Source organism: Mesorhizobium sp. ORM8.1, from assembly GCF_053005525.2.
This window is the reverse complement of sequence record NZ_CM132600.1, coordinates 5,124,680-5,149,615: the sequence shown is the minus strand read 5'-3', so window position 1 is coordinate 5,149,615 and position 24,936 is coordinate 5,124,680. Positions and strand designations below refer to the sequence as shown.

Here is a 24,936-nt window from a genome sequence, read left to right as displayed (position 1 = left end):
CATGACCGACTACATCATCGTTGGCGCCGGTCCGGCCGGCTGCGTTCTCGCCAACCGACTGAGCGAGGATCCATCGAATTCCGTGCTGCTCTTGGAAGCCGGTGGCAAGGACTGGCATCCTTACATCCACATGCCGGCGGGCTTTGCCAAGATGACCAAGGGCATTGCGTCATGGGGCTGGTCGACAGTGCCGCAGAAAAACATGAAGGACCGCGTCTTCTGGTACACGCAGGCCAAAGTCGTCGGTGGCGGCTCGTCGATCAACGCGCAGATCTACACGCGCGGCAATGCGCGCGATTACGATGCCTGGGAGAAGGAAGAGGGCCTGACCGGCTGGGGCTATCGTGACGTGCTGCCCTATTTCAAGCGCGCCGAGAACAACCAGCGTTTCGCCAATGACTATCATGGCGACCAGGGCCCGCTCGGCGTCTCCAACCCGATCTCGCCGCTGCCGATCTGCGAGGCCTATTTCCGCGCCGGCCAGGAGATGGGCATCCCCTTCAACCCCGACTTCAATGGCGCCGCCCAGGAAGGCGTCGGTTATTACCAGCTGACCCAGAAAGACGCCCGCCGCTCATCCGCCTCGGTCGCCTATTTGAAGCCGATCCGCGATCGCCGGAATCTGACTGTCAGGACCGATGTGCTGGTCACGCGCATCGCCGTCGAGAACGGCCGCGCCATCGGCGTCGAGATCGTCGACAAGCCGGGCGGCGAGAAAAAATCCTGCGCGCCGAGCGCGAGGTGATCGTGTCGTCCGGCGCCATCGGCTCGCCGAAGCTGTTGATGCAGTCGGGCATCGGCCCGGCCGATCATTTGAAGGCGGTCGGCGTGACACCGGTCCACGATCTGCCCGGTGTCGGCTCCAACTTGCAGGACCATCTCGACCTGTTCGTGATCGCCGAATGCACCGGCGACCACACCTATGACAATTATGCCAAGCTGCACCGCACGATGTGGGCCGGTCTGCAATATCTGCTGCTGAAGAAGGGACCGGTTGCCTCCAGCCTGTTCGAGACCGGCGGCTTCTGGTACGCCGACCCGACCGCCGCCTCGCCCGACATCCAGTTCCATCTCGGCCTCGGCTCCGGCATCGAGGCCGGCGTCGAAAAACTGAACAACCCCGGCGTGACCTTGAACTCGGCCTTCCTGCGCCCGCGCTCGCGCGGCACGGTGCGGCTGAAGAGCGCCGATCCGGCCGACCATCCGCTGATCGATCCGAACTACTGGTCCGATCCATACGATCGCGACATGTCGATCAAGGGACTGAGGCTGGCGCGCGAGATCATGCGCCAGAAGGCGCTGCAGCCCTACGTGCTGCGCGAAGTGCTGCCAAGTCCTGCCCTGCAAAGCGACGACGAGCTCTTCGACTATGCCTGCCGCACGTCGAAGACCGATCACCACCCGGTCGGCACCTGCCGCATGGGCAATGATCCGATGGCCGTGGTAACGCCCGATCTCAGGCTGCGCGGCATCGAAGGCCTGCGCGTCTGCGACGCCTCGGTGATGCCGCGCGTGCCTTCCTCCAACACCAACGCGCCGACCATCATGGTGGGCGAAAAGGGCGCCGACCTGATCCTCGGCCGCGAGCCGTTGCCGCCGGCCGTGTTCAAGGGCAACCAGGCGGCGTGAGGAACAAACGATGATCCGCCACTGTGTCTTTGTCCGCTTCCGCGACGATGTTCCGGCAACCGAGCGCGCGGCGATCCATGCCGATCTAGAAGCGCTGCGTTCCGTCATCGACGGCGTGGGCAAGGTGCATTTCAGCGCCAATGTCAGCCCCGAGTCTTTCGCGCGCGGCCTCACGCACGGTTTCACCATCGATTTCCGCGATGCCGCCGCCCGCGACGCCTATCTCGTGCATGAGGCACACCGGCGCGCCGGCGCACGCCTGGTCGCGGCGCTCGAGGGCGGTACCGACGGGCTGATGGTCTTTGATCTAGCGTTTACGGAAATGTGACCGCCGGCTTTCAAAAACCGACGGTCCAGCTGTTCTCTTTTGCGTGAGGTGGAACATATCCTTCCTTTTGGGGGAAACATAAGGAGGACCGCCTTGAACTTGACCACGGAGCAGAAGAAAACCGTACTTGCATCATTCCTGGGCTGGACGCTCGACGCTTTTGATTTCTTCCTTCTGACTTTCCTGCTCACGGATATTGCAGCTGAATTCCAGACCGACGTGCCGGCTGTCTCGAAAGCGCTGTTTCTGACGCTGGCGACGCGCTTTATCGGCGCCTTTTTCTTCGGCATGCTTGCCGATAAATATGGGCGCAAGCCCATCCTCATGCTCAACATCGTCAGCTATTCGGTGATCGGCGCTTTGGCCGCCTTCTCGCCCAATCTCGGTATCTTCCTGGCGCTGCGCGCGCTGTTCGGCATCGCCATGGGCGGCGAATGGGGCCTGGGCAGCTCGCTCGCCATGGAATCCATTCCGCCGAGCGCGCGCGGCATGGTTTCCGGCATCCTGCAATGCGGCTATCCGGCCGGCTACCTGCTGGCCGCTGTCGTCTACGGGCTGCTCTACGGCCAACGCATCGGCGAGTTCACCTTCGGCTGGCGCGCCATGTTCCTGCTCTCCTTCTTGCCGGCGCTGATCGTGCTCTTCATCCGCTCGCATGTGCCGGAATCGCCCGCCTTCGTCGACGCGCGGAAACAGGTCAGGCCGGGATTGCTGGAGACGCTGCAGAAGCATTGGCGCGTCGCGCTCTATTCGGTGGTGCTGATGATGTTCTTCAACTTCTTCAGCCACGGCACGCAGGATCTCTACCCGACTTTCCTGAAGAAGCAGCATGGCTTCGACCCGCACACGGTGAGTTGGATCACCATCGTCGCCAACATCGGCGCGATCGTCGGCGGCTTGGCGTTCGGCGCGCTGTCGGAGAGGATCGGCCGCATCAATGCCATCACGCTCGCCTGCCTGATCGCGCTGCCGGCGATCCCGCTCTGGGCCTATTCGAGCACGCCTTTCATGCTGGCGGTCGGCGCCTTCGTCATGCAGGTCGCGGTGCAAGGCGCCTGGGGCGTCATCCCGGTGCATCTCAACGAGCTGTCGCCGGGTCCAGTGCGCGCGACGCTGCCAGGCTTCATCTACCAGGCCGGCAATCTCGCCGCGTCCTATGGCGGCCCTTACCAGGCCGGCATCGCCGAGGCTCCAGGAGGCAGCTATGGCTACGCGTTGGCGCTGTTTGCCGGCGTGGTCGCCGTCTGCATCATCGTCGTCATCCGCTTCAGCCCGGAGCGGCGCGGCCAAGTGATGACCGTGCTTGGATAGCGGCGGCCGCTAGCCCATTCTGAGCGCCGCGACGCCGGCCACAATGCCGAGCGCCGCGGCGACACGCCATGCGGTCATCTTCTCGCCCAGCGCCAGCACCGAGATCAGCATGGCGAACAGGATCGAGGTCTCGCGCAATGAGGCGACCGAGGCGATCGGCGCCTTGGTCATCGCCCACATGACGATCCAGTAGGCGGCGCCGCTGAGCACGCCGGTGAACAGTCCTGCCTTCCAGTCGCGCGCCAGCACCGGCAGCGATTGCGGTCCGCGAAAGACGAGGCACAGCATAAGCGCTCCGGCCGCGTCGCAGACGAACAGCCAGGCCGCGTAGCTTTGCGCGGTTGCCGCCAGCCGCGCGCCGCTGCCATCGGAAAGCGTGTAGCTGGCGATGAAGATCGATGTGCCGAGCGCGAAGCCGACCGCGCGCAGATTGAGCTTTTCCAGATGCGCGCCGCCGCGAAACGACATCACCAGCGTGCCGACCGACAACAGCACGATACCGACGATGGCGAACGGCGCCGGAACTTCGCCGACCACGACGATGGCGCCAAGCGCCGAGAGCAGCGGCGCGGTGCCACGCGCCAGCGGGTAGGTCTGGGCGAAATCACCGGCCTTGTAGGCGCCGACCAGGAAGGTCCGGTAGCCGATATGGAAGATCACCGAGGCAATGATGTAAGGCCAGATTTCTGCCTTTGGAAACTCGACGAAAGGCAGCGCAAACAGCGCGGCAAAGCCCATGCCGAGCGTCATCAAGGTGATCGACAGGAAACGGTCGAGATGCACCTTGACCAGCGCATTCCAGATCGCATGCATGGCCGCCGCGCAGAGCACGGCGAGGAAGACGAACAGCGTCATGGCGGGGTCATCGACCCTTGCTGGCCGAACGGCGTTTCGAGATCGATATCGACCCTGAGCGGGAAATGATCCGAGGCGATCTCGCCGATATCGGCGCTGACCGAGCGCACGCGATCGGCCAGCCCGCCACCGACGAAGCAATGGTCGAGCCGGCGTTTTGCCAGTTTGCCGTCGATGATCTTTTCATGCGTATGGAAGTCCGCCGCCGGCTCTTTTGCGACGACAGCCGCGTCGACAAAGCCGTCGATATAGGCGGCGCCGCGATGATAGGGCGCCGAACCGACAATGCGCCGGTGTTCGGCGCTGCCCGGCTCCATGTTGAAGTCGCCCATCCAGATCGCCGCCAGCGGATTTTCCGGTTCCGGCTGGCCATTCGTCCAGTTGCGTTGCGGCTCGTCATCGACACCGCTCCACGGGCCGCCCTCTAGCGCAGCGCGGCGATGCTCGGCGAGCAGATAATCGATCTGCTCCAGCCGCTCCTCGGCCGCGATATGGGCCAAATGCAGAGAGAACACGCGCACCGGTCCCGCCGGCGTGCGGATCATGCATTCAAGCGCGGCGTTGCGCGTGTTGAGCGGCCTCAGCGTACGCCGCAGCGGCAGCGCGTGCAGGCGCGACCAGACGATCGGCACCCTGGATAGCAGCATCGTGCCGAATTGTCGTCGACGGTTCACGACACGGCCATCGCGCCTTTCGCTGGCATCCATGTCGAAGGCCGGGCCATAGACCCAATAGTAGTCGGGCAGCAGGCTGGAAAGAATCTCGGGCTGATCGTCCTGGTTGCTGCGCTGCCAGTGCCGCTCGACCTCTTGCAGGGCGATGATGTCGGCGCCGTCGACGAGACGCGCCATGCGCGCAAGATCGTAACGGCCGTCGCTGCCGAACCCATACTGGATGTTGTAACTGACCAGCTTCATCGATTAACCGGCTCACATTCGGTGTTGGCAGTAATGGTTCGGCGGATTGGTTGCAATGTGCAGCGAAACGACACCGGTTTGGGCCAGACGCTCCCTGCCCGCATTTTTGGAAAGACCATGCACCGGTTGCCGCACGCTGCGGTATCCTCTGTGCGCCGCAAAACGCCGCGAGACATCCGCAACCGGCGACGGCTTGAATTGTTCAGTAGGTCGTCAGCGGCTGGTAACTCCCCGCCGGCGAGGCTGCCAGTTCCGCCCAGTCGATCTCTTCTTCCAGGCGATGATAGGCCTCGTCACCGATCGTGCCGTTGCGGCGCAGTTCCTCGAGCGTGTCGCGCTGGCGGTTGATGGCATAGAGCCGCAACCGGTCGTATTCGGTCGCTGCTTGGGCGTCCTCCGGGTTCTCTGCGATCAGGCGTTGCGCCTCATATTGTTCCCGCACGACCGCCGCGGCGGCCGAAGTCTTGCGGCTCAGCACGTCGAGCGCGGCCTGCATGATGGCGACGCGCGCCTGCGCAACCTCAAGGTCGATCGTCGTATCGCGCGGGAAGTTGAGCCAACGAAGCAGGGGCTTCAAGGTCATGCCTTGCAGCACCAGTGTGCCGAGGACAACGGCGAAGGCGGCAAGCACGATCGGGTCGCGACCGGGAAAACCGGCTGGCAAGGCAACGGCCGCGACCAACGTCACCAGTCCGCGCATGCCGCACCATCCGACGAGCACCGCGCCGGCAAATGTCGGCGCATCCCGCCTCTCTTCCTCGCTATCGTGGCGGGCAAACCATCGGATGACAGCGACGTAACCCGCCACCCACACAAGGCGCGCAACGATGACGATGGCGAGCACCGTCGCCGCAAAGAGAAACGCTTCGCCCTGCCCGTCGCCGGCGAGCCGGCCGATGATCGATCGCGCCTGTAGGCCCATCAGCACGAAAGCCAGGACGTTGAGCACGAACACCGCCGACTCCCAGACCGAATAGGTGCTGACGCGGCGTCTGGCCGACATGCGCCGCGGTGCCCGGCGCGCAATGGTGATGGCGTAGACGACGATGGTGATGATGGCCGAAAGGCCGAGCTTGTCGGCGATAATCCAGACGGCGAAGGTTCCAGCAAACTGCACCACGGTGCTGCTTGCCGCATCCTCGATGCGGCCGAGCGCCAGCAGCGAGATGCGGCCAAACACATAACCCGCGACGAGGCTGCCGATGGTTGCCAACAGGATTGTCGGAATGGCGTTGCTCAGCATGATCGTGCCGAGCGCCGCCGAAACGGCCAGCCGGTAGATCAGCAGCGCAGTCGCATCATTGAGCAGGCTCTCGCCCTGCAGGATGGCAGTGATGCGATGCGGCACTTTGAACTGATTGAGCACCGCGCTCGCCGCCACCGCATCCGGCGGCGCGACGATGGCGCCAAGCGCGATCGCCGCAGCGATCGGCAGCCCGGCCATCTTCCAGCCGGCGAGCGCAACCACCACAGCCGTGAACACCACGGCACCGAGCGCCAGCAGGGCGAGCGACAACCGGTAGCGCTTGAGATCGCGCAACGAGGTGTCGTAGGCAGCGTCGAGAAGCACCGGAGCGATGAACAGCGCCAGCGCCAGCTCAGGATCGATCTCGATCATCGGCGCGCCGGGCACGAAGGCAAGGGCGACCCCGGCCAGAGCCAGCAAGGACGGATAGGGATCTCCAGCCGCCGCGAGAGCGCCGTCAGCGCGACGGCAGCCAGAAGCAGGACGAGGCTGAGTTCGAAAAGGGCCATGGCTCATCGTAGCGACGGAACAAGCCGATTGGCAGTGCCAAAGTCACCTCAGTGAGCAGTTACGCAACGTCTGCTGCTGCACAGCCTTAATGCAGCACCAGCATATCGCTCGACGAGAACGATATGTCGGCCTTTTCGCCAACAGCGGGCGGCGGCGTGGCCGGGCTGTTGAAGGTGTCGAGCGAGACGGTGTTGCCGCCGATGCCGACCCGAACCCGGATCACCGAGCCGAGGAAGTGCACTTCGGAGATTTCGCCCGACAGGCTGGAATCGCGGCCGGGTTGGCGTCCAAGCGAAATCGCTTCCGGTCGCAGCGCCAGCGACAGCGTGTCGCCGGACTTCGAACCGTTGAGCTTGCCCTTGAGCGAGACTTCCTGCGTGTTGACCTGCACCGTGCCGGATGCGGCATCGGTGACCTTGCCCTCGAGCACATTAAGCGTGCCGACGAAATTGGCGACGAACTTGGTTGCCGGCCGGTTGTAGATCTCGAATGGTGTGGCGACCTGCTCGGCCTTGCCGCCATACATCACAGCGATGCGATCCGAGATCGACAGCGCCTCTTCCTGGTCATGGGTGACGAAGATGGTGGTGATGCCGAGCTTCTTCTGGATCGAGCGGATTTCCTCGCGCAGCGAGACGCGCACCTTGGCATCGAGCGCCGACAGCGGTTCGTCGAGCAGCAGCAGCTTCGGTTTCGGCGCGATCGCCCGCGCCAGCGCGATGCGCTGCTGCTGGCCGCCCGAGAGCTGGTAGGGATACCGGTCCGCCATCTGCGGCAGCTTGATCATGTCGAGCATCTCGGCGACACGCCTGTCGGCATCCGGTTTGTTCATGCCGCCGACTTTCAGCCCGAAAGCGATGTTCTGCGCCACCGTCAGGTTCGGAAACAGCGCGTAGGCCTGGAACACCATGCCGACATTGCGCTGGTTGGGCTTGAGCCGGGTGATGTCCTTGCCGCCGACGACGATCTTGCCGGCGGATGGTTCCTCGAAACCGGCGACCATGCGCAGCACCGTCGTCTTGCCGCAGCCCGACGGTCCGAGGAACGAGACGAACTCGCCCGGCTCGACATCGAGGCTGAAATCCTGGACCACGGTGTTGGAACCGTAGGATTTTCGCACATGCTGGATGGACAGGAATGGCTCGGCCATGGCTTTTTCTCTCACGTCAGTGCTTGTCGTTCAGTTTGGGCGGTTCGATGATTTCGGCGCGAAACGGGACAGGATCTGGATCAGCGACATGCAGCCCCAGGTAATGGCGAAGGCGATAATGGCAAGGGCCGCCGGTTCATAGGCGCGGTTGGCGCCGATGTTCTGCAAATACGGACCAAATGCCGGACGGTTGAGCAGGCTGGCCATGGTGAACTCACCGATGACGATGGCAAAGGTCAGGAAGGCGCCAGACAACACGGCGATCAGCACATTGGGCAGGATGACGCGGGTTATGATCGTGCTCCAGCCAGCGCCGAGGATCTGCGCAGCCTCCGTCAAGGTCCGCACGTCGATGGTGCGCAGCCCGGTGTCGACGGCGCGATACATATAGGGCAGAGCCAGCGTCGCATAGCCGATGACCAGCAAGGCATTCGCACCCATGTTGCTGCCCAGGAACGGCAGCGGCGAATTCGAGCCGTACATCCTGATGTAGCCGAAGACGATGACGATGGCCGGAATGACCAGCGGCAACAGGGTGATGAATTCGACGATCGGCCTGAGCTGCGGCAGACGCAACCGGATCCAGTAGGCGGCCGGCACCACGATCAGCACACCGAGGATGATGGTGAAGACGGCAGCGATCACCGAATAGAGGAACGTGGACTGGAAGCGCGCATCGCCGAGCACGATCTGGTAGGCGTCGAAGGAGTGGACGCCGCGCCGCATGCGCAACGAGAACTCGACCGTCGCCGCCAGCGGAATGAAGAAATACGCGGCGCCGACGATGAAGACGACCCAGGCCCAGAATTTTCCCGACTTCATTTCAGCCACCTTTCGGAGCGAGTCCGGAACCAGATGTAGAAGACGTTGGCAAGCCCGGTGATGACGATCATGCCGAAGGCAATCGCATAGCCGAGTTGCGGGTTGTGCAGCACGTCGCCGTTGATCTGCGAGTAGAGCTTGATCGGAACGATGTTGAGCGCCGGGCCGGCAAAGGCGTAGGCCGTGGCGATGGCGCCGAAGGAATTGGCAAACAAGAGGATGACGGTGCCGAGGAAGCTTGGCCAAAGGACCGGTATGACCACCATGCGCCAATATTGCGATTGCGTGGCGCCGAGCGTAGCCGCGGCCTCGCCCCATTCCTTCTTGATGCCATCGATGGCCGGCACAATAATCACCACCATCAGCGGAATCTGGAAGAACAGATAGACCGCGATCAGGCCCGACGTGGTGAGGAAGTTGAAGCCCATCGCATAGATGTTGACGTTGAGAACGTCACGCAGAAGCGTCGTCACGATACCAACGCGGCCAAGCGTGGCCAGGAACGCGAAGGCCAGCGGCAGGCCGGCGAAATTCGAAGCGACCCCGAAAAAGTCAGGGTCGCAGAGCGGGTCCAACTCGGCAGTCCGCCGCGCACGATCGCGATGGCTATCGCAAGTCCGGCAAAAGCGCCGATGATGGCCGACCAGAAACTGATCTTGATCGAAACCCAGTAGGAAGCACTGATCGATGGATCGCTGACGAGCTGCAGGACGTTGTCCAGCGTCAGCCCACCTTCGCCATTCTGGAAAGCGCCCAGCACGAGATAGATCGTCGGCAGGATCAGGAACATCAGGACGAAAATAAAGAATGGCGCCACGCCAACCCATTGCATTGGGAAACGGAAAGCGGTCGCCGTCTTCGGCGGCACAGGCTTTGCCGTCATGGTCTGGTTGGAAAGCGTAAGATCGGTCATGCGCCGGCTACCGTCCTCGAGGAAGGCCGGGCGACCTTGCGGCCGCCCGGTGGATTCAAAGCCTTACTTGACGTTGGCGCCGACAACGGCGTCCCAGTTCTTGCTGATGGCTTCCTTGGCCTTGCCCTGCTCGTCGAGCGTCGGGAACGCGGCCGAGGCGTAGGATGCCGCCGGCGGCAGCTTGGCCAGCACGTCCGCCGGGATCTTGCCGTTCTTGGCGAGATCGTTGAAGCGGATCGGGTGGCAATAGCCCTTCAGCCAGGCGATCTGGCCTTCGTCGGAGTAGAGGTACTCCATCCACAGCTTGGCTGCATTCGGATGCGGCGCGAAGGCGCTGATCGCCTGCACGTAGACGCCGGCGACAACGCCGGTCTTCGGCACGATGACGTCGACGGGCGGGTTGCCCTTCAGCGTGTCGCGGCCGGCGAGCGCGTTGTAGTCCCAGTTGATCAGGATCGGCGTCTGGCCCTGGGCGAGCGTAGCGGGCTTGCCGACGACCGGGACGAAATTGCCGGCGGCGTTGAGCTTCTTGAAGAAGTCGAGGCCAGCGGTGCCTGCGGCTTCACCCGCGGCTGCGCCCGATGACAGACCGGAGGCGTAAACCGCCTGGATGGCCTGGTTCGAAGCGCGCGGATCACCGGCTACGGCAACCGCATTGGCGAATTCCGGCTTCAGGAGATCGGCCCAGTCTGCAGGCGATTCCTTGATCAGGTCCTTGTTCACCATGAACGACAGAACGCCGTAATAGTCGCCGTACCAGGCGCCGTCGGCATCCTTGGCGCTGTCCGGGATCGAATCCCAGGTCGACACTTTGTAAGGCATCAACAGGCCGGCGGCCTTGGCGGTCGGGCCGAAGGACAGGCCGACGTCGATGACGTCGGGAGCCTGCGGGCCCTTGTTGTCCTTGTTAGCCTTGATCGCCTCGACCTCGTCGCCGGAACCGGCATCGGGGTTCAGCTCGTTGATGGTGATTTCCGGATACTTCGCCTTGAAGCCGGCGATAACGTCACCGTAACCGCACCAGTCATGCGGAAGCGCGATGGTCGTGAGCTGGCCTTCCGCCTTGGCGGCCTTGACGAGATCGTCCAGCGAAGCCGCGGACGAAATCACCGTCGACGCGAAGAGCGCCGCGGCCGAAAGGGAAAGTACTTTCCCCGTGAACTTGAACATGTGTTCTCTCCGTTGAACTGGCGCGCTGAGCGCCTGTCGATGCGGGTATCGTTTTCGTGTGACAGCCAGATGAAGGCTTTTTGAAACCGGAGCCTCGCGGCGAAAAAAGTTAACTCTTTTTAACGGACTGTAGCAATTAGCCCGCGCTTAATTTTCCGGCTAATGGTTAGTTGCCTTGATTTTTGCCCCTTCTGCCCTCCCTTGGGTTCCCCTTTGTTCAACTTTTCGACATCCAAAGCCGGCTCAGATGGAGCCGGCAATAGCATTCTCGAGCAGCGTGAGCGCCGCTTTCTTGGTTAGCTTGACCGGGTTGCCGCCGGCAGTGGGGTCGACCACGGCCATGTCGGCGATCAGCGCCTTGCGCTTCTTGTCCATGTCCAGACCCTTGATCAGGCCGGGCAGCGCGTGCGGCACCTTGAGCTCCTTGCGCAGCTTGATGATCGCCTTGGCAAAGCCGTCGAAACCACCCTTGATGCCGCAATAGGCGGCGAGCCTGGCGATACGATCCTCGATCGCCTCGCGGTTGAAGGCGAGCACGTAGGGCATGAACACCGCGTTGGTCATGCCGTGATGGGTGTCGTAGAGCGCGCCGATCGGATGCGACAGCGAGTGGATGGCGCCCAGTCCCTTCTGGAAGGCAGTGGCACCCATGGCTGCCGCGCTCATCATATGCGCGCGGGCGACCAGATCCTTGCCGTTGGCAAAGGCCTTCGGCAGGTTCTCGAACACCAGCCGGATACCTTCGACCGCGATGCCGTCGGCCATCGGGTGATAGCCCGGCGCGCAATAGGCTTCGAGGCAGTGTGCCAGAGCGTCCATGCCGGTGCCGGCGGTGATGAAGCCCGGCATGCCGACCGACAGTTCCGGATCGGCAATCACGATGGCCGGCAGAAGCTTCGGATGGAAGATGACCTTCTTGGTGTGGGTCTCCTCGTTGGTGATGACGCCGGCGCGGCCGACTTCCGATCCGGTGCCGGCCGTGGTCGGCACCGCGATGATCGGTGCGATCGCATCGGAATTCGCCCTGGTCCACCAGTCGCCGACATCCTCGAAGTCCCACAACGGCCTGACCTGTCCCGCCTGGAAGGCGATCAGCTTGCCGAGATCGAGCGCCGAGCCGCCGCCGAAGGCGATGACGCCGTCATGCTTGCCCTTCTTGAACACGGCGATGCCGGCGGTGAGGTTCGACTCGACCGGGTTCGGCCTCACTTCCGAGAAGACGCCGTAGGGGATCTTGGCGTCGTCGAGGATCTTCAGCGTCGATGCGACGACCGGCAGCTTGGCCAGGCCCGGATCGGTGACGAAGAGCGGCCGCTTGATGCCGGTCGCTGCCAGCACATCCGGCAATTCCTTGATGCGACCGGCGCCGAAGCGGACGGTGGTGGGGTAGTTCCATTTGGAGATCAGTTTGGACATTTTCTATCTTTCGAAAGGTCAGATCGCTTCGCGCAAGTGGAATGATTTCGGCCGGGTCAGATTGTCATAGCCCAGCGCCGACAGGGCGACGCCCTTGCCGGTGTCCTTGACGCCGGTCCAGACCAGCGCCGGATCGAGATAGTCGCAGCGGTTCATGAACACCGTGCCGGTCTCGACGCGGTCGCCGATCGCGATCGCGTGCTCGGTGTCGCGCGTCCAGATCGAAGCCGTCAGGCCGTAAGGGCTGTCGTTCATGAGCGCGATCGCCTCCTCGTCGTTGCGCACCTTCATGATGCCGACGATCGGGCCAAAACTCTCCTCGCGCATGACGCTCATCTGGTGGTCGACCTCGGTCAGCACTTCGGGAGCCAGATAGGGCGATCCGGCTCTGTCGTTGGCCACCGTCATGTTGATATGCGCCTTGGCGCCCTTGCGCAGCGCCTCGGCCTTCTGCTCGCGGATCAGATCGGCGAAGCGCGCCTGCGCCATCGGCCCCATGGTCGTCGCCTGCTCCAGCGGATTGCCGACGACATAATTCCTGGTCTCGGCGATGAAGCCTTCGACGAATTCGTCATAGACCTTCTCATGCACATAGACGCGCTCGATGCCGCAGCAGCACTGGCCGGAATTGTAGAAGGCGCCGTCGACCAGATTGGCGACCGCATGGTCGAGCTTGGCGTCGGGCAGCACATAGGCGGGATCCTTGCCGCCGAGTTCGAGGCCGAGTGTCATGAAGGTGCCGGCGGCAGCCTTCTCGATGGCGCGGCCGCCTCCGACCGAGCCGGTGAAATTGACGTGGTCGATCTTGCCCGAGCCGAGCAGCTTCTCGGTCTGGGCGTGATTGAGCACGACATTCTGGAACACGCCCTTAGGCAGGCCGATCTTGTCGAAAGCCTGCTGAAACCGCTCGCCGACCAGCAGCGTCTGCGCGGCGTGCTTCAGGATGACGGTGTTGCCGGCCATCAGCGCCGGCACGATGGTGTTGACGGCGGTGAGATAAGGATAGTTCCACGGCGCGATCACCATGACGACGCCGAGCAGATCCTTCTTCACATAGCGCCGGAAGCCGTCCTTCGGGTTGGAAGCGGGCACGGATTTGAGTGCCTGTTCGGCGATCTCGACCATGTAATTGGTGCGTTCCTTGACGCCGCCGAACTCACCGCCGTAGCGAACGGGCCTACCCATCTGCCAGGCGATTTCCGGCACGATCTCGTCGGTCATCGCAACCAGCGCTTCGAGCATCGCCAGCATGTACTTGCCGCGCTCGACGATCGGTGTTTGCGCCCACTTCTCCTGTGCTGCCTTGGCGCGCTCGACCGCGGCATTGATCGCCTGGTCCGTCGCGATCGGCCGCTCGGCATAAACCGAGCCATCGATGGGGGTGATGAGTTTTACGCTTTCCAATTAGATCTCCAAATCAACAAGGGACTGTTTTGACGAAGCCGGCCGCGCCATAGGCAAGAATGGCACGATCGCGGGTGATGATTGCCAGGTTCCTTGAACGGGCCGTGGCTATGATAATTCTGTCCGCCGGATCGTTGTGAACGACGCCAGGCAGGAACGAGGACTCGACCAGGAGTTCGCTATCGATCCCCTCGACGCTCGTAGCGCCGGCTTGCACGAATCCTGCGAACCATGCGAGTGGCGACTTGATGAACGGAAGCCGGCCCTTCGAGACCAGCATCCCGATTTCCCAGGCCGACATGACGGAAACGGCGATCACGCTGCCACTTTTTCGCGCGCTGGTCACCTTGTCGACAGCCGTCCTTGCGACCGGCTGTTCCGTCGACAGCCACAGCATGAAGCATGTATCCAGCAATACGCCGTCAGTCGTCATATACTTTGCCCCAGTCAGGATCGGCAGGGGCGGTGTAGTCGACATCCGGAAGTAGCGTGAGCGTCCCGGCCATGCAACCGAACAAAGGATCGGCGTCCCGAGGCGGCACGATGTAATCTTCACTGTTGCCGCTCATGACGGATGCATTCTTGAAACCCACCTTATCCTCCATAAAGCCCTGGCGGAGTCCCGCATCTCCGGTACTCTGATGTCCGCCAGAAGATCCCAGATGAGCCAAGATTTCGCTGATCGGTTGGCCAAAGATTTCCGCGATCCTGCGTATTTCATCCACCTGCATCCGCCGCTCGCCGCTCAGGGTCCGCGACAGGGCGCTGTAGTGCATGTTCATACTGCTCGCCATGCGGCGCACCGTCAGACCGCGCTCCTTCATCTGGGCCGCAAACCACGCCTTGTCGATATCGGCTCGGCCTTGGGGCAATGCCGCCTCCTACTGTTGCGATGTGATAATCGCAACAGTAGTGCATAAACCGCAACAGAGTCAATATCGTTCGAATCCCCTGTGCAGCTCCCAATCCGTAATGCGGCGGTCGTATTCGAACTGCTCCCAGCGGGCGGTGTGCACATAGTGCTCGATCACCTCCTCACCGAAGGCCTGCTTCAGCATCTTGGACTTGGCCAGCGTCTCCGTGGCGTCGCGCAGCGTCTTCGGGATCTCCGGCAGGCGCGAAGCCTGGTAAGCGTCGCCGACGAACGGCTTCTGCAGCTCCAGCTTCTCGTCGATGCCGGCAAGGCCGGACGCGATCAGCGCCGCGAAGGCGAGATAGGGGTTCAGATCGGCGCCGCCGATGCGGCACTCCATGCGGATGCCCTTGGTGCCCTCGCCGCAAAGCCGGAAACCGGCGGTGCGGTTGTCCTCGCTCCACATGATCTTGGTCGGGGCGAAAGTGCCGGCCTGGAAGCGCTTGTAGGAGTTGATATAGGGCGCCAGGAACCATGTGAACTCCTTGGCGTACTTCAACTGCCCGGCCGCCCATTGCTGGCCGAGGCTGGACAGTGTCCAGTCGGCCTTCTTGTCGAAGAACAGCGGCGTCTTGCCGTCGGCGCTCCACAGCGAGTTGTGGATATGGCTGGAATTGCCGGCGAGCCCGTAATTGTACTTGGCCATGAAGGAGATGGCCTTGCCTTCCGAGTCCGCGATCTCCTTGGCGCCATTCTTCAGGATGACGTGGCGGTCGGCCATGTCGAGCGCCTCGGCGTAGCGCACGTTGATTTCTTCCTGGCCCGGACCCCACTCGCCTTTCGAGTTCTCGATCGGGATGCCGGCCGCTTCCATCTCGTTGCGAAGCCGGCGCATGACGCCTTCTTCCTTGCTGGTGATGCCGATCTGGTAATCGCCGATATAGGGCGAGGCGCTGTCGAGGCCCTGCCAATGCTTCTTGCGGGCGGAATCGTAGGTCTCGCTGAACAGATAGAATTCGAGCTCGGAAGCGAAATAGCCGATATAGCCGCGCTCCTTCAGGCGATTGACCTGCTTCTTCAGGATGGCGCGCGGCGAATGCGCGAGGTCCTCATGCGTATGATGATCGAGCACGTCGCAGATCACCAGCGCGGTCTTCTCCAGCCACGGAACGCGCCGCAACGTCGACAGGTCCGGCTTCATGACGAAGTCGCCATAGCCTTTCGACCAGCTTGCCGCCTTGTAGCCCGGCACCGGCTCCATATCGATGTCGCAGGCCAAGAGATAGTTGCAGCCATGCGTCTCGCCATGCGCGGAATCGACGAAATACTGGGCCAGGAAACGCTTTCCCGAGAGCCGGCCCTGCATGTCGACGATGCAGGCAAGCACCGTGTCGATCTCGCCATTGGAGACCGCTTTCTTCAACTGATCGAACGAGAAATTTCCGGCCATTCCTTTGGCACTCCAGTGCTTGATCGTTGAGGACGAACCACGGCCGGCAGAACGCCGGCCACGGCCATTATGATTGATGTCAGTGGCCGGTTTCGCCGACCGCCTGTTCGGCTGCCTTGATGGCTGCCTGGCGCGCCGCGATGATGTCGCCGAGCGGCGGGCCCTGGAACCGATTGCGTTCGAATGCAAACCACACGATCGCCGTCAGGATGAAAAAGCCGACGGTGATGTAGAGCGCCCAGTCGTTCGGCGGCTGGATGCCGATGATGAAGATCAGGATCATCGACACTATGGACAGGACGCCGAACAGCATGAAGATGCCGCGGCCCATGTTCCACGGGCCCATCTTGTCCCACTTCGGCGTCCCCCAGGCCAGCATGCCGAGCACGATCGGCACGATGAAGGACAGGAACAGGAAGATGACGGTGCACGACACCACGATCGTGTAGGCCGAGGTGCCGGCAACGGAGACCAGCGTCGAGCCCCAGACGAACAGCACCGACAGGATCGACGCTGTCCAGATCGCCGCCACCGGCGTGCGGTAGGTCGGGCTGACCTTGGCGAGCGCCGAAGAACCCGGCAGGCCGCCGTCACGCGAGAAGGCGAAGATCATGCGCGAAGCCGAGGTGACGGTAGCGAGGCCGCACAGCAGCTGGGCAAGGAACACGACGAGATATACGAACTCCTTGAGGCCGGGGCTGACGCGCTGGTCGAAGGCCCAGAAGAACACGTTCCAGCCCTGCTTGGCGGCGTCGTCCATGTTCGGAATCATCAGCACGAAAGCAGCCAGGAAGAGATAACCGAACAGTGCCGACCAGACCACCGACATGACCATGGCGCGCGGCACGGAACTGGCCGCCTTGATGGTTTCCTCCGAGGTGTGCGCAGAAGCATCGTAACCGGTGATGGTGTAGATCGGCAGCAGCAGGCCGAGCGCGAACACCCAGGCATTCGAAACCGACGGCCAGACGCCGGCGCCGGCATCGCCCGAGTAATTGTGGAAGGTGAACAGACGGCTGAAGTCCCAGGTCTCGGCCGAGAGCAGGCAGACGACTGCGATCAGGATCGAACCGAAGAAGATCAGATAGCCCGAAAAGTCGGTCAGCTTGGCCGTCAGCTTGATGCCGAGATGGTTGATCAGCGCCTGGGCGCCGGTGATGACGACCAGAAAGATCATCTGGTTGGTCAGCGAACCGTCGATTCCGAGCGCCGGTCCGAAGGCACCGACGAAAAACGTCCAGGTGCCGACATTGATGGCGCCGAGCACGGTGATGAGACCGAGCAGGTTGAGCCAGGCCGTCACCCAGCCGGTGCCGCGGTTGCCGAGGATCGAGCCCCAGTGATAGAGGCCGCCGGCCGTCGGATAGGCCGAGCTGATCTGCGACATGGCGACAGCGAAGGTGAGCGACACGAAGCAGCCGACCAGCCAGCCGATGCCGATGCCGATGCCGCCGGCGCCCGACGTCGCCTGCGCCAGCGAATTGATGCCGCCCGACAGGATGCAGATGATGGAGAAGGAAACCGCGAAATTCGAAAAGCGGCTGAGGCGACGCTCCAGTTCCTGGGCGTAGCCCATGCTGTGGAGGGCCTTTACGTCCTCCGCCTTGTCAACGTCGGTATAGTCCGGTGTTGTCATGTTGGAATTCCCTTACGGTTCTTGGCTGGCTGGTCCTGCATATCGACGATGCGGGCCAGCACGGTGTCGATCCCGTCGCCGGAGACTTTCTTCTTCAACTGATCAGACGGGAAATTCCCGGCCATAGGGTGACATCTTCAATGCTCAAAACTCACTGTCGAGGGGATGCCCGATCGGCCGGAGCCGATCGGGCGATATTGCGCTGCCGTTAGCCGGCTGTCTGACCGACGGCTTTTTCCGCGGCTGCGATCTCCGCCGCGCGACGAGCAATGTCGGCGCCGATCGGCGGACCTTTGAAGCGTCGCGATTCGATACCGAACCACAGAACCACCAGCAGAATAATCAAGCCGATGGCATAGTTGATCAGGATATCGAAGGGCGGCTGGATACCGGCATACATCAGCACCAGAACACCAAGCACGGTGATCACGGCGAACGGCTTGGACCAGATGCCGAGGCGGAACGGACCGAATTCGGTCCAGCTCTTGCCCTCGGCAAGCAGTCCTGCCGCGATCGGCATGGCGTAGGAGACATAGAGGAAGAGAGCGCAGCCGGCTGCCAGCGCCGCGAAAGCCGGCGAATAGAGCGTCGCTGCAATCGAGAGCACGACGCCGAGCCAGATGGCGGGCACCGGCGTACGCCAGGTCGGCGAAACCTGCTTCCATAGAGACGACCCTGGCAGGCCTCCGTCACGCGAGAAGGCAAAGATCATACGCGAGGTCGAAGTGAGGCCGGCCAGCGCGCACAGATAGTTCGACAGCACGATGGCGATGCCGAGCAGAGCCTTGAGCCAGGTTGGCGCCGGCAGGTTGTTGAACAGGTTGAACCAGGCATTGCCGCCGTCCTTGGCGGTCGCCACGAGATCGGGGCTGGCCAGGACGAAAGAGACCGCCATGACGAAGCCGAAGACGAGAGACCACAGCACCGCGTGGATCATGCCTCTGGGCACCGCGACACGGGCGTTGTGCGTTTCCTCGGCGGTGTGCGCCGAGGCGTCGAAGCCGGTGATCGTATAAAGTGGGTAGAGAAGACCGATCAGAAAGGCCACGAGCGCCGTGCGGGCCGTTGGAACATAGCCGCCGCCGGCATCGCCGGTCGTGTTGACGAACGTCGTCAAGCGCGAAAGATCGAAGCCATGCGCGCCCCAAATCAGGAAGGTCAGCGTCAACACGACCGCGACAACGAGGATGAGGTAGCCGGAAAAGTCGGTCAACATCGTCGTCGTCTTGATGCCGAGATGATTGAACAGGCCCTGGGTGACAGTAATCAGCACGACTGCCGCCGTCTGCTGCCAGAAGCCCCAGGTCGATGTGTCCCAGCCGAAGATCGGACCCGCGACGAGCCCTTGAAACAGCAAATAGACGCCGACATTCACCGAAGCGACGACGAAGATCAGGCCGAGCAGATTGATCCAGGCCGTTGCCCAACCCCAGCCCCGCCCACCGAGAATTGAGGACCAGTGATAGAGGCCACCGGCCGTCGGATAAGCCGAGCCGATCTGTCCGAGCGAAGCGGCGACAACAAGGGCGAAGACACCGCCGATGACCCAGCCGATGGTCGCCTCGAAACCGCTGCCAGTGCTCATTGCCAGCGGGAAAGACGTGATGCCGCCGGCCAGAATGCAAATGATCGAGAAGGAAATAGCGAAGTTGGAGAAGCCGCTCATGCGGCGGGCCAATTCCTGGGCATAGCCCATGCTGTGGAGGATCTTTACATCCTCCGACTTGTCTGAGTGGTCCGGTGCCATTTGAATTCCCCTTTAAGTTTTTAGCTGGCCGATTGTACTGAGTTTCCCATTGCGCGTTGTCGGGAGCCGCTGGCCTGCTCTGGCTCCAGATTCGAAAAAATGCCGGTGAGCAGATCCGCCCATTTCCGCTGCCCGGCTTCGCCGGAGATTTCGTCGTTGCGGATTTCGATCATCGCGCAGGCAAGGCCGCGCGAACGCGCGTGCCGCTCCAGCGTGAAATAGACGCGGTCGGCCGGCGAATAGGGTTCGTTGACGCCGACGGTGACGCCGGAGAGCCGCTGCAGCGCGCCGATCAGCGGCGTGGCCAGCCGGCCGTCCTCGTCATGGATGACGCCGATATGCCAGGGCCGGTTCTTACCCTTGTAGACCGGGGTAAAGGAGTGGACCGATACCAGCCGCGTCTCCTGGCCACGTGCCAGCCGCTCCTCGATGATGTCGGCGATCGCGCCATGGAATGGGCGCCAAGCCAGATCGACACGCGCCGCAAATTGCTTGTCCGACAGCCCGGTGTTTCCAGGGATGGCTGTCGTCTCGCTGACCGGCGGCACGAGATCCGGGGCGTCGAGGGGGCGGTTGCAGTCGATGACAAGGCGCGACACGCGCGTCTCGACCAGTGTCGCGTCGAGTGCCCTGGACATGCGGCTGGCCACAGGCAGCGCGCCGGGATCCCAGGCGATGTGTCGCGTAAGGTCCACCGCAGGCAGGCCGAGCGTTCCGAATTCGGCGGGCAGGAAGTTCGAGGCGTGGTCGCAGGTGAACACGAAGGGGCTGGATCCGCCGGGGTTGGTCACCCTCACGGTCTCAGACGGTGCAAGGCTGGCGGGCCGTGCTTTCTCCATTATCGTCCCCTGGGGAACGCTGTACCGTATGTTACGTATTTTGTCTCATTGCGTCCCTGCGGATGATTTCATACACTTTGCCCGACTTTGTCAAACGCGAATTCCGAAAACGGCGTCGACGGGTCGAAGGGGCGGGGGAAAACAATGATTTCCAGCATTGCCGAACTGATTTCCGACCGTATCGGCACTATGCCGGCGGGCGAGCGTCGCGCCGCGCAGACGCTGATCGCCAACTATCCGCTGACCGGGCTGAAGACGGTCGCCGAGTTTTCCACCGCGGCCGGCGTCTCATCGCCGACGATCCTGCGTTTCGTCGCCAGGCTCGGCTTCCAGAACTATCCCGAATTCCAGTCGGCGCTGCAGGACGAACTGGCCGCGCAGCTGCAATCGCCGGCGACACGCACGCTCAACCCGTCTTCGGCCGCCGGCGCCGCTTCGCCAATGCTGGAAGCGACCCTCGACAACATGCGCGAGACCTTCCGGCATCTGTCCGAAAAGCAGCTTGCCGACATTGCCGCGACGCTTGCCGACCGGCGCGGCAAGACCTTCCTGATCGGCGGCCGCTTCACCGATCCGCTGGCGCGCTACATGGCCGCCCACCTTGCCATCATCCAGCCCGATGTCCATCATCTCGCCGGCCAGGAAAGCATCTGGCGCGATCGGTTGATCGACATGGGCAAGCGCGACGTTCTGGTGATCTTCGATATCCGGCGCTACCAGGAGAGCCTGATCCGCTTCGCCGAGAAGGCGCATCAGCGCGGCGTGCAGATCGTGCTCTTCACCGACCAGTGGCTGTCGCCGATCGCCCGCTTCGCCCGCCACGTCATTGCCGGCCGCACTGCCGTTCCCTCGGCCTGGGATTCGTCGGCCGCTCTCTTGGTCGTTGCCGAGACGCTGATCGGCGCCGTGACCAGGCGGCTCGAGGCGGACGGCGCCAGGCGCATCCGTGACCTGGAGAATTTGCGCTAGCCTATAACCCTCGCCAATCCGTTTGCGGCCGGTGATGATGACGATGATCTGCACCATCCTCGGCGGCGTGCCGCTGGTGCTGGCCGCCGGCGCCGGCGCCGAGGCGCGTGTGGCGCTCGGCTGGGTCATCGTCGGCGGCCTTGGGCTTGCTACCATCTCGACGCTGTTCCTCACCCCGGTCGCCTATCTGCTGCTCGGCCGCTTCGTCACGCCCAAGACGCATGAGGAAGCCCGCCTGATGCGCGAACTGGAGGAAGCCGCCTACATCGATGTCGAGCCGGCGTAGTAGCGCCTTACCAGAAAAAGCGCCGAGCGATTTCTTACTTCAGCAGCCGGCCCTCGATCGACCAGCGCGCCGCCAGGAAGTTCAGCACGGCGGCCACAATCACGCCGCCGATCTTTGCCGGCCATACGCCGACGGTCCCCGCCAGCACGGCGATCGAGAGGCTGGACACGCCAAGCGAAATCAGCGCGCCGAGTGAGACGAAGCGCAGGAACGAATGGTGCAGCCGGATGCCCGGGTCCCGTTCGAACGACCAGAAGCCATTTGCCACGAAGGAGAAAACGACGGCAACGAACCAGGCCGCGACATTGGCGGCCAAAGGCGGCATGGCGAGCCTGAGCAGTAGGAAAAACGCGGCAAGATCGATGCAGGTGTTCGCCAACCCCACCAAGGCGAAGCGGAGGATCTTGCTGCCGGTCGAACGTTGCGGTTGGCCGGCGTCGCTCATGCGCTGCAGCTCATGACGCGGGCTCCGGCCCGGTCCAAGCTGGCGCCGAAATCCTCTGAGCCCAGAACCGCGAACTCGACCTCGCGCGCGCCTTGCATGACGTCTCGCGCGCGCAGCGTTTCGTCGACATGGCCTGGATGGCACATGAACAACCCTTGCTCCGGCAAACTCGTCAATGCGGCGCTCAGCGTCGGAGCGAATTTCTCCGGCTGCCGCCAGTCATAGATACCGGAAAGCGGTGTCATGACGGCAAAGCCCGCGCGTTGCATCGTCTTGTTGAAGCCCGCGGCTAAGGCCGCGATCGCCGCGATCTTGGGCGCCGCGGCATCCAGGCTGGCCAGCACCGGTGCGCCGCGCAGCGCCGGCCTGTCCGTGGCCGTCGCGAAGCGCGCCAGCAGCCATTTGCGCACCACCGGCAGGAAATGCACGTGTTGGTGCCCGTCGATGAAGTCGGGAGGGCCACCCAGCGCTTCGATGAAGCGGTCATACTGGGCATCGAGTTCGGCGTGCACGTCGCGTGCATCGAAGCGGCCGCGGCGGATCGGCAGCGCCAGCGAGCCAAGCGGCGGCAGCCTGCCATCCGGCGCCAGGCTCGACGGACCGGTCACGGCGATCTGGTCGGTAAGGGTCAGATGCAATCCGATCGCCGCCCTGTTGCGGAGAGGCCTTATGCGCCGCGCTTCCTGTTCCCATTCGGGAAAACCGGTCATGCAACTGGTGCCTGTCAGGCGGCAGCGGTCGATGAGGTCGAGGATGCCATTCGATACACCGGGCGCCAGGCCGTAATCGTCGGCGATCAGGCGGATCGATCTGGTCATTTGCCGGCGGTCGCCTGTTCGGCGCCACCGCCATGCAGGACATCGCGCACGATATAGACCGGCCGGTCCTTGCTTTCACTGAGTGTGACCCAGACATATTCGCCGATCAGGCCAAGCAGGGTCAGGTTGAGCCCGCCCAGCAACACCACGGCGACCATCAGGCTTGGGTAACCGGGCACGGAGATGCCGTAGAACAGCACCTCGAAAAGCACCTTCACGCCGTAGGCCAGACCGGCAAATGCCGCCAGCATTCCGATGAGACTGATGATGCGCAGCGGGATCACCGAAAAGGAGGTGAACCCTTCCAGCGAAAAAGCGATCAGGTTCAGCCGGTTCCATTTCGATGTGCCGCTCACCCGGTTCTCGGGCGTGTAGAGCATCGCTTTCTGGTTGAAGCCGGCCCAAGCGAACAGGCCCTTGTTGAAGCGCCGCTTGTCGCGCACGCTGACCAGGGCCCGCACAACGGCGGCGCGCATGACGCGGAAGTCGCCGGCATTCTCTGGGATATCGAAGCGCTGGCTGCTGTTGATCAGCTTGTAGAACAGCCGCGCCATCTGGCTGCGCCGCCAGCTCGCCTCACGCCGGTCGTTCTGGGCGTAGACGACATCGATATGCGCATTCTCGACCAGTTCGCCGATCATTGTCAGGCTGATCTCCATCGAATGCTGGAGATCGGAATCCATGATCAGGACCATGTCGCCACGCGAATGGTCGAGACCGGCGAGCACCGCCGCTTCCTTGCCGAAATTGCGGCTGAGCCGCACTACCTCCCAGGAGCCGGACAGCGCGGCGGCGAATCTTTCGGCGCCGCCATCGCGGCTGCCGTCATCGACCAGTATCTTGCGGACCGACATTCCGAAGCGCTCGGCTACCGCCGCCTCGAGCTTGTCGAGCAATCCGACGAAGGCGACCGCGGATTCGGCTTCGTTAAGAAACGGCGCGATGATGTCGAGCGTTTCAGCCATGCGCGATGGACCTTGTCTCAGCCACCTTTTCGCGAACCTTCGTCCAGAACCAGCCGATGAGCATGCAGGCGATGATGGTGACGCTGATCGGTCGGAACCAAGGGTGGAAGAAGTTGTGCATATCGCGGGTAAGGCTGGTTAGACCCGTAAGGAATAGCAGGACGGCCACAAACCAGCGCATGGATGCGGCTTTCTCGTCCTGCCACAGCAAAGCGACCGAGAGGCCGGCGGGAACCGCCACCATGGCATAGGTGTTCGGCTCGACGCGCGGATTGAACACGCACATGTAGAATGCCGCCACCAGGAAAATGGCGAGCCCCCGGACATTTGTGTCCAGCCTGCGGTCGAACTGGAGCACGATCCAAAGCGTAAGCAATGCCGCGATTGCGCGCACGATCGTTGCGTCAAACTCGGGGATCAGCAGCCCGATGGTGGCAAAAGGTGCGGTGAAATCCGTGGCAACGAACGGGCCGGTATGGTCGACCGCCATCGAGGTCACCATGCGGAAGAAATCCGCATATTGGGCGTTGATATAGCCCGTGGATGCAAAGGCGTAAGGGATGGCGAGCACCACCGCCACCGCCAGCAAAAGCACCGGAATAAGCCGGGGCCGCAGCGCGCCGGCCAGCAGCAGCATGACCAAGGCCGTCGGCTTGGCGATGATGGCAAGCGAGGCCCAGAGGAAGGTTTCCGCGCGGCGCCCTTCAAGCGCCGAAAGAGTGAGGAGCCAACAAGCACCGGCCAGAAGGATCGTCGACTGGCCGTTGCGCACCGCGCCGAGGGACAGCGGCAGCGCCAGGAACAGGGCGTAGGAGAGGCGCCATGCCTGGTCGGAGCCGCCGATCTTGCGCACCTGGCGAACAGCGGCCAGCGTGAGCACACCGAAGCACAGCATCCGCCACAACGTATCGCCGACATACGGACCAAGCTTCAGCAGCGGGACGTAGAGGGCCGCGAAGGCGGGCGCGTAGAGGTAACCCATCGCCAGTTCGACATGGTAGAGCGGACGGGCAGCGATAAAGGCTTCGGAGCCATTTCGGTAGACGAAAACGACCGAACGGGCGTCCGGCGCATGCCAGGCCATGATCTGGACGATCACGAACGCCCCGATCCACAGCCAAAGTCCCAGACGGTCGAAAACCGGTTTGGTCATCGTCATCACCCCATACTCCGGTCAGGACGATTTTTCCCATCATCGTCCGGGCTTCAGGGCCGGCGACATATCACGGAGCAGTCAGCGCGGCATAGAGCGCCGGC

General features: G+C 62.9%; 21 protein-coding genes and 4 pseudogenes. 5 read left to right on the top strand and 20 right to left on the bottom strand.

Annotation, left to right across the window (positions count from 1 at the left end; translation table 11 throughout):
* The first annotated feature begins 1 nt into the window (after position 1).
* The 3 genes and pseudogenes from ACVDG8_RS25740 (at position 2) to ACVDG8_RS25730 (ending at position 3,268) form a co-directional block, all read left to right on the top strand.
* Positions 2-1,629, top strand: a pseudogene (locus tag ACVDG8_RS25740) (GMC family oxidoreductase).
* Positions 1,630-1,639: 10 nt separating this feature from the next.
* Positions 1,640-1,957 (top strand): Dabb family protein, encoded by a 318-nt coding sequence (locus ACVDG8_RS25735; protein WP_447250947.1) that lies wholly within the window; start codon positions 1,640-1,642, stop codon positions 1,955-1,957.
* 93 nt (positions 1,958-2,050) lie between these two features.
* Complete coding sequence (locus ACVDG8_RS25730) at positions 2,051-3,268, top strand: MFS transporter (RefSeq protein WP_447250946.1); 1,218 nt, start codon at positions 2,051-2,053, stop codon at positions 3,266-3,268.
* Positions 3,269-3,277: 9 nt separating this feature from the next.
* Here the strand turns inward: ACVDG8_RS25730 and ACVDG8_RS25725 are convergent, their stop codons facing one another.
* From ACVDG8_RS25725 to ACVDG8_RS25650, 16 genes and pseudogenes are all read right to left on the bottom strand, one after another.
* Positions 3,278-4,123, bottom strand: coding sequence for an EamA family transporter (locus tag ACVDG8_RS25725; RefSeq protein ID WP_447250945.1), 846 nt, complete (start codon positions 4,121-4,123; stop codon positions 3,278-3,280).
* Positions 4,120-5,040: an endonuclease/exonuclease/phosphatase family protein gene (locus tag ACVDG8_RS25720; protein ID WP_447250944.1), complete on the bottom strand. Its 921-nt coding sequence runs from the start codon at positions 5,038-5,040 to the stop codon at positions 4,120-4,122. The genes ACVDG8_RS25725 and ACVDG8_RS25720 overlap by 4 nt, the downstream gene beginning before the upstream one ends.
* A gap of 202 nt (positions 5,041-5,242) precedes the next feature.
* Positions 5,243-6,795: pseudogene (locus ACVDG8_RS25715) on the bottom strand (cation:proton antiporter).
* An 86-nt stretch (positions 6,796-6,881) separates the two neighbouring features.
* Entirely contained in the window at positions 6,882-7,946 is a 1,065-nt protein-coding gene (locus tag ACVDG8_RS25710; protein ID WP_447250942.1) for an ABC transporter ATP-binding protein, read from the bottom strand.
* 30 nt (positions 7,947-7,976) lie between these two features.
* Positions 7,977-8,768 (bottom strand): ABC transporter permease, encoded by a 792-nt coding sequence (locus ACVDG8_RS25705; RefSeq protein ID WP_447250941.1) that lies wholly within the window; start codon positions 8,766-8,768, stop codon positions 7,977-7,979.
* Positions 8,765-9,651, bottom strand: a pseudogene (locus tag ACVDG8_RS25700) (ABC transporter permease). Before ACVDG8_RS25700 ends, ACVDG8_RS25705 begins: the two are co-directional and overlap by 4 nt.
* A 93-nt stretch (positions 9,652-9,744) precedes the next feature.
* Positions 9,745-10,851, bottom strand: a complete 1,107-nt coding sequence (locus tag ACVDG8_RS25695) for an ABC transporter substrate-binding protein (protein ID WP_447250940.1) — start codon at positions 10,849-10,851, stop codon at positions 9,745-9,747.
* Positions 10,852-11,094: 243 nt separating this feature from the next.
* The gene (locus ACVDG8_RS25690; RefSeq protein WP_447250939.1) at positions 11,095-12,267 is read right to left on the bottom strand and encodes an iron-containing alcohol dehydrogenase; all 1,173 of its coding nucleotides are present in this window, start codon (positions 12,265-12,267) and stop codon (positions 11,095-11,097) included.
* A gap of 18 nt (positions 12,268-12,285) precedes the next feature.
* Complete coding sequence (locus ACVDG8_RS25685) at positions 12,286-13,671, bottom strand: aldehyde dehydrogenase family protein (RefSeq protein ID WP_455707268.1); 1,386 nt, start codon at positions 13,669-13,671, stop codon at positions 12,286-12,288.
* 13 nt (positions 13,672-13,684) lie between these two features.
* Positions 13,685-14,104 carry a type II toxin-antitoxin system VapC family toxin gene (locus ACVDG8_RS25680; RefSeq protein ID WP_447250937.1) on the bottom strand — a complete coding sequence of 140 codons (420 nt, stop codon included), beginning with the start codon at positions 14,102-14,104 and terminating at the stop codon, positions 13,685-13,687.
* Entirely contained in the window at positions 14,094-14,543 is a 450-nt protein-coding gene (locus ACVDG8_RS25675) for a helix-turn-helix domain-containing protein (protein WP_447250936.1), read from the bottom strand. The genes ACVDG8_RS25680 and ACVDG8_RS25675 overlap by 11 nt, the downstream gene beginning before the upstream one ends.
* A gap of 60 nt (positions 14,544-14,603) precedes the next feature.
* Positions 14,604-15,974 carry a glutamine synthetase family protein gene (locus ACVDG8_RS25670; RefSeq protein ID WP_447250935.1) on the bottom strand — a complete coding sequence of 457 codons (1,371 nt, stop codon included), beginning with the start codon at positions 15,972-15,974 and terminating at the stop codon, positions 14,604-14,606.
* Between the two features lie 79 nt (positions 15,975-16,053).
* Positions 16,054-17,610, bottom strand: coding sequence for an amino acid permease (locus ACVDG8_RS25665; protein WP_447250934.1), 1,557 nt, complete (start codon positions 17,608-17,610; stop codon positions 16,054-16,056).
* On the bottom strand, positions 17,607-17,735 hold the full coding sequence (locus tag ACVDG8_RS25660) for a hypothetical protein (RefSeq protein WP_447250933.1): 129 nt from the start codon (positions 17,733-17,735) through the stop codon (positions 17,607-17,609). The genes ACVDG8_RS25665 and ACVDG8_RS25660 overlap by 4 nt, the downstream gene beginning before the upstream one ends.
* 83 nt (positions 17,736-17,818) lie before the next feature.
* Positions 17,819-19,357, bottom strand: a complete 1,539-nt coding sequence (locus ACVDG8_RS25655; protein WP_447250932.1) for an amino acid permease — start codon at positions 19,355-19,357, stop codon at positions 17,819-17,821.
* Between the two features lie 20 nt (positions 19,358-19,377).
* On the bottom strand, positions 19,378-20,196 hold the full coding sequence (locus ACVDG8_RS25650; RefSeq protein ID WP_447250931.1) for an N-formylglutamate amidohydrolase: 819 nt from the start codon (positions 20,194-20,196) through the stop codon (positions 19,378-19,380).
* Between the two features lie 144 nt (positions 20,197-20,340).
* Here ACVDG8_RS25650 and ACVDG8_RS25645 point away from each other — a divergent pair, with 144 nt between their 5' ends.
* Complete coding sequence (locus ACVDG8_RS25645; RefSeq protein ID WP_447250930.1) at positions 20,341-21,165, top strand: MurR/RpiR family transcriptional regulator; 825 nt, start codon at positions 20,341-20,343, stop codon at positions 21,163-21,165.
* 10 nt (positions 21,166-21,175) lie between these two features.
* Positions 21,176-21,451, top strand: a pseudogene (locus ACVDG8_RS25640) (efflux RND transporter permease subunit); the annotation flags it as partial.
* Between the two features lie 34 nt (positions 21,452-21,485).
* On the opposite strand, the gene ACVDG8_RS25635 reads toward ACVDG8_RS25640, so the two are convergent.
* Genes ACVDG8_RS25635 through ACVDG8_RS25620 form a run of 4 tightly spaced genes read right to left on the bottom strand, consistent with a single transcriptional unit; the run spans position 21,486 to position 24,832 of the window.
* Positions 21,486-21,896: a GtrA family protein gene (locus ACVDG8_RS25635; RefSeq protein WP_447250929.1), complete on the bottom strand. Its 411-nt coding sequence runs from the start codon at positions 21,894-21,896 to the stop codon at positions 21,486-21,488.
* Complete coding sequence (locus ACVDG8_RS25630; protein WP_447250928.1) at positions 21,893-22,714, bottom strand: ChbG/HpnK family deacetylase; 822 nt, start codon at positions 22,712-22,714, stop codon at positions 21,893-21,895. The genes ACVDG8_RS25635 and ACVDG8_RS25630 overlap by 4 nt, the downstream gene beginning before the upstream one ends.
* Entirely contained in the window at positions 22,711-23,679 is a 969-nt protein-coding gene (locus ACVDG8_RS25625; RefSeq protein ID WP_447250927.1) for a glycosyltransferase family 2 protein, read from the bottom strand. The genes ACVDG8_RS25630 and ACVDG8_RS25625 overlap by 4 nt, the downstream gene beginning before the upstream one ends.
* Positions 23,672-24,832: a glycosyltransferase 87 family protein gene (locus ACVDG8_RS25620; RefSeq protein WP_447250926.1), complete on the bottom strand. Its 1,161-nt coding sequence runs from the start codon at positions 24,830-24,832 to the stop codon at positions 23,672-23,674. The genes ACVDG8_RS25625 and ACVDG8_RS25620 overlap by 8 nt, the downstream gene beginning before the upstream one ends.
* Positions 24,833-24,936: the final 104 nt, after the last annotated feature.

What these genes read in the sequence shown, in the direction of transcription:
- ACVDG8_RS25680 (WP_447250937.1), bottom strand. Translation starts at nt 14,104, where the DNA reads ATGACGACTGACGGCGTATTGCTGGATACATGCTTCATGCTGTGGCTG.
- ACVDG8_RS25725 (WP_447250945.1), bottom strand. Translation starts at nt 4,123, where the DNA reads ATGACGCTGTTCGTCTTCCTCGCCGTGCTCTGCGCGGCGGCCATGCAT.
- ACVDG8_RS25650 (WP_447250931.1), bottom strand. Translation starts at nt 20,196, where the DNA reads ATGGAGAAAGCACGGCCCGCCAGCCTTGCACCGTCTGAGACCGTGAGG.
- ACVDG8_RS25620 (WP_447250926.1), bottom strand. Translation starts at nt 24,832, where the DNA reads ATGACCAAACCGGTTTTCGACCGTCTGGGACTTTGGCTGTGGATCGGG.
- ACVDG8_RS25645 (WP_447250930.1), top strand. Translation starts at nt 20,341, where the DNA reads ATGATTTCCAGCATTGCCGAACTGATTTCCGACCGTATCGGCACTATG.
- ACVDG8_RS25630 (WP_447250928.1), bottom strand. Translation starts at nt 22,714, where the DNA reads ATGACCAGATCGATCCGCCTGATCGCCGACGATTACGGCCTGGCGCCC.
- ACVDG8_RS25695 (WP_447250940.1), bottom strand. Translation starts at nt 10,851, where the DNA reads ATGTTCAAGTTCACGGGGAAAGTACTTTCCCTTTCGGCCGCGGCGCTC.
- ACVDG8_RS25660 (WP_447250933.1), bottom strand. Translation starts at nt 17,735, where the DNA reads ATGGCCGGGAATTTCCCGTCTGATCAGTTGAAGAAGAAAGTCTCCGGC.
- ACVDG8_RS25705 (WP_447250941.1), bottom strand. Translation starts at nt 8,768, where the DNA reads ATGAAGTCGGGAAAATTCTGGGCCTGGGTCGTCTTCATCGTCGGCGCC.
- ACVDG8_RS25690 (WP_447250939.1), bottom strand. Translation starts at nt 12,267, where the DNA reads ATGTCCAAACTGATCTCCAAATGGAACTACCCCACCACCGTCCGCTTC.
- ACVDG8_RS25735 (WP_447250947.1), top strand. Translation starts at nt 1,640, where the DNA reads ATGATCCGCCACTGTGTCTTTGTCCGCTTCCGCGACGATGTTCCGGCA.
- ACVDG8_RS25635 (WP_447250929.1), bottom strand. Translation starts at nt 21,896, where the DNA reads ATGAGCGACGCCGGCCAACCGCAACGTTCGACCGGCAGCAAGATCCTC.
- ACVDG8_RS25720 (WP_447250944.1), bottom strand. Translation starts at nt 5,040, where the DNA reads ATGAAGCTGGTCAGTTACAACATCCAGTATGGGTTCGGCAGCGACGGC.
- ACVDG8_RS25665 (WP_447250934.1), bottom strand. Translation starts at nt 17,610, where the DNA reads ATGACAACACCGGACTATACCGACGTTGACAAGGCGGAGGACGTAAAG.
- ACVDG8_RS25655 (WP_447250932.1), bottom strand. Translation starts at nt 19,357, where the DNA reads ATGGCACCGGACCACTCAGACAAGTCGGAGGATGTAAAGATCCTCCAC.
- ACVDG8_RS25710 (WP_447250942.1), bottom strand. Translation starts at nt 7,946, where the DNA reads ATGGCCGAGCCATTCCTGTCCATCCAGCATGTGCGAAAATCCTACGGT.
- ACVDG8_RS25670 (WP_447250935.1), bottom strand. Translation starts at nt 15,974, where the DNA reads ATGGCCGGAAATTTCTCGTTCGATCAGTTGAAGAAAGCGGTCTCCAAT.
- ACVDG8_RS25625 (WP_447250927.1), bottom strand. Translation starts at nt 23,679, where the DNA reads ATGGCTGAAACGCTCGACATCATCGCGCCGTTTCTTAACGAAGCCGAA.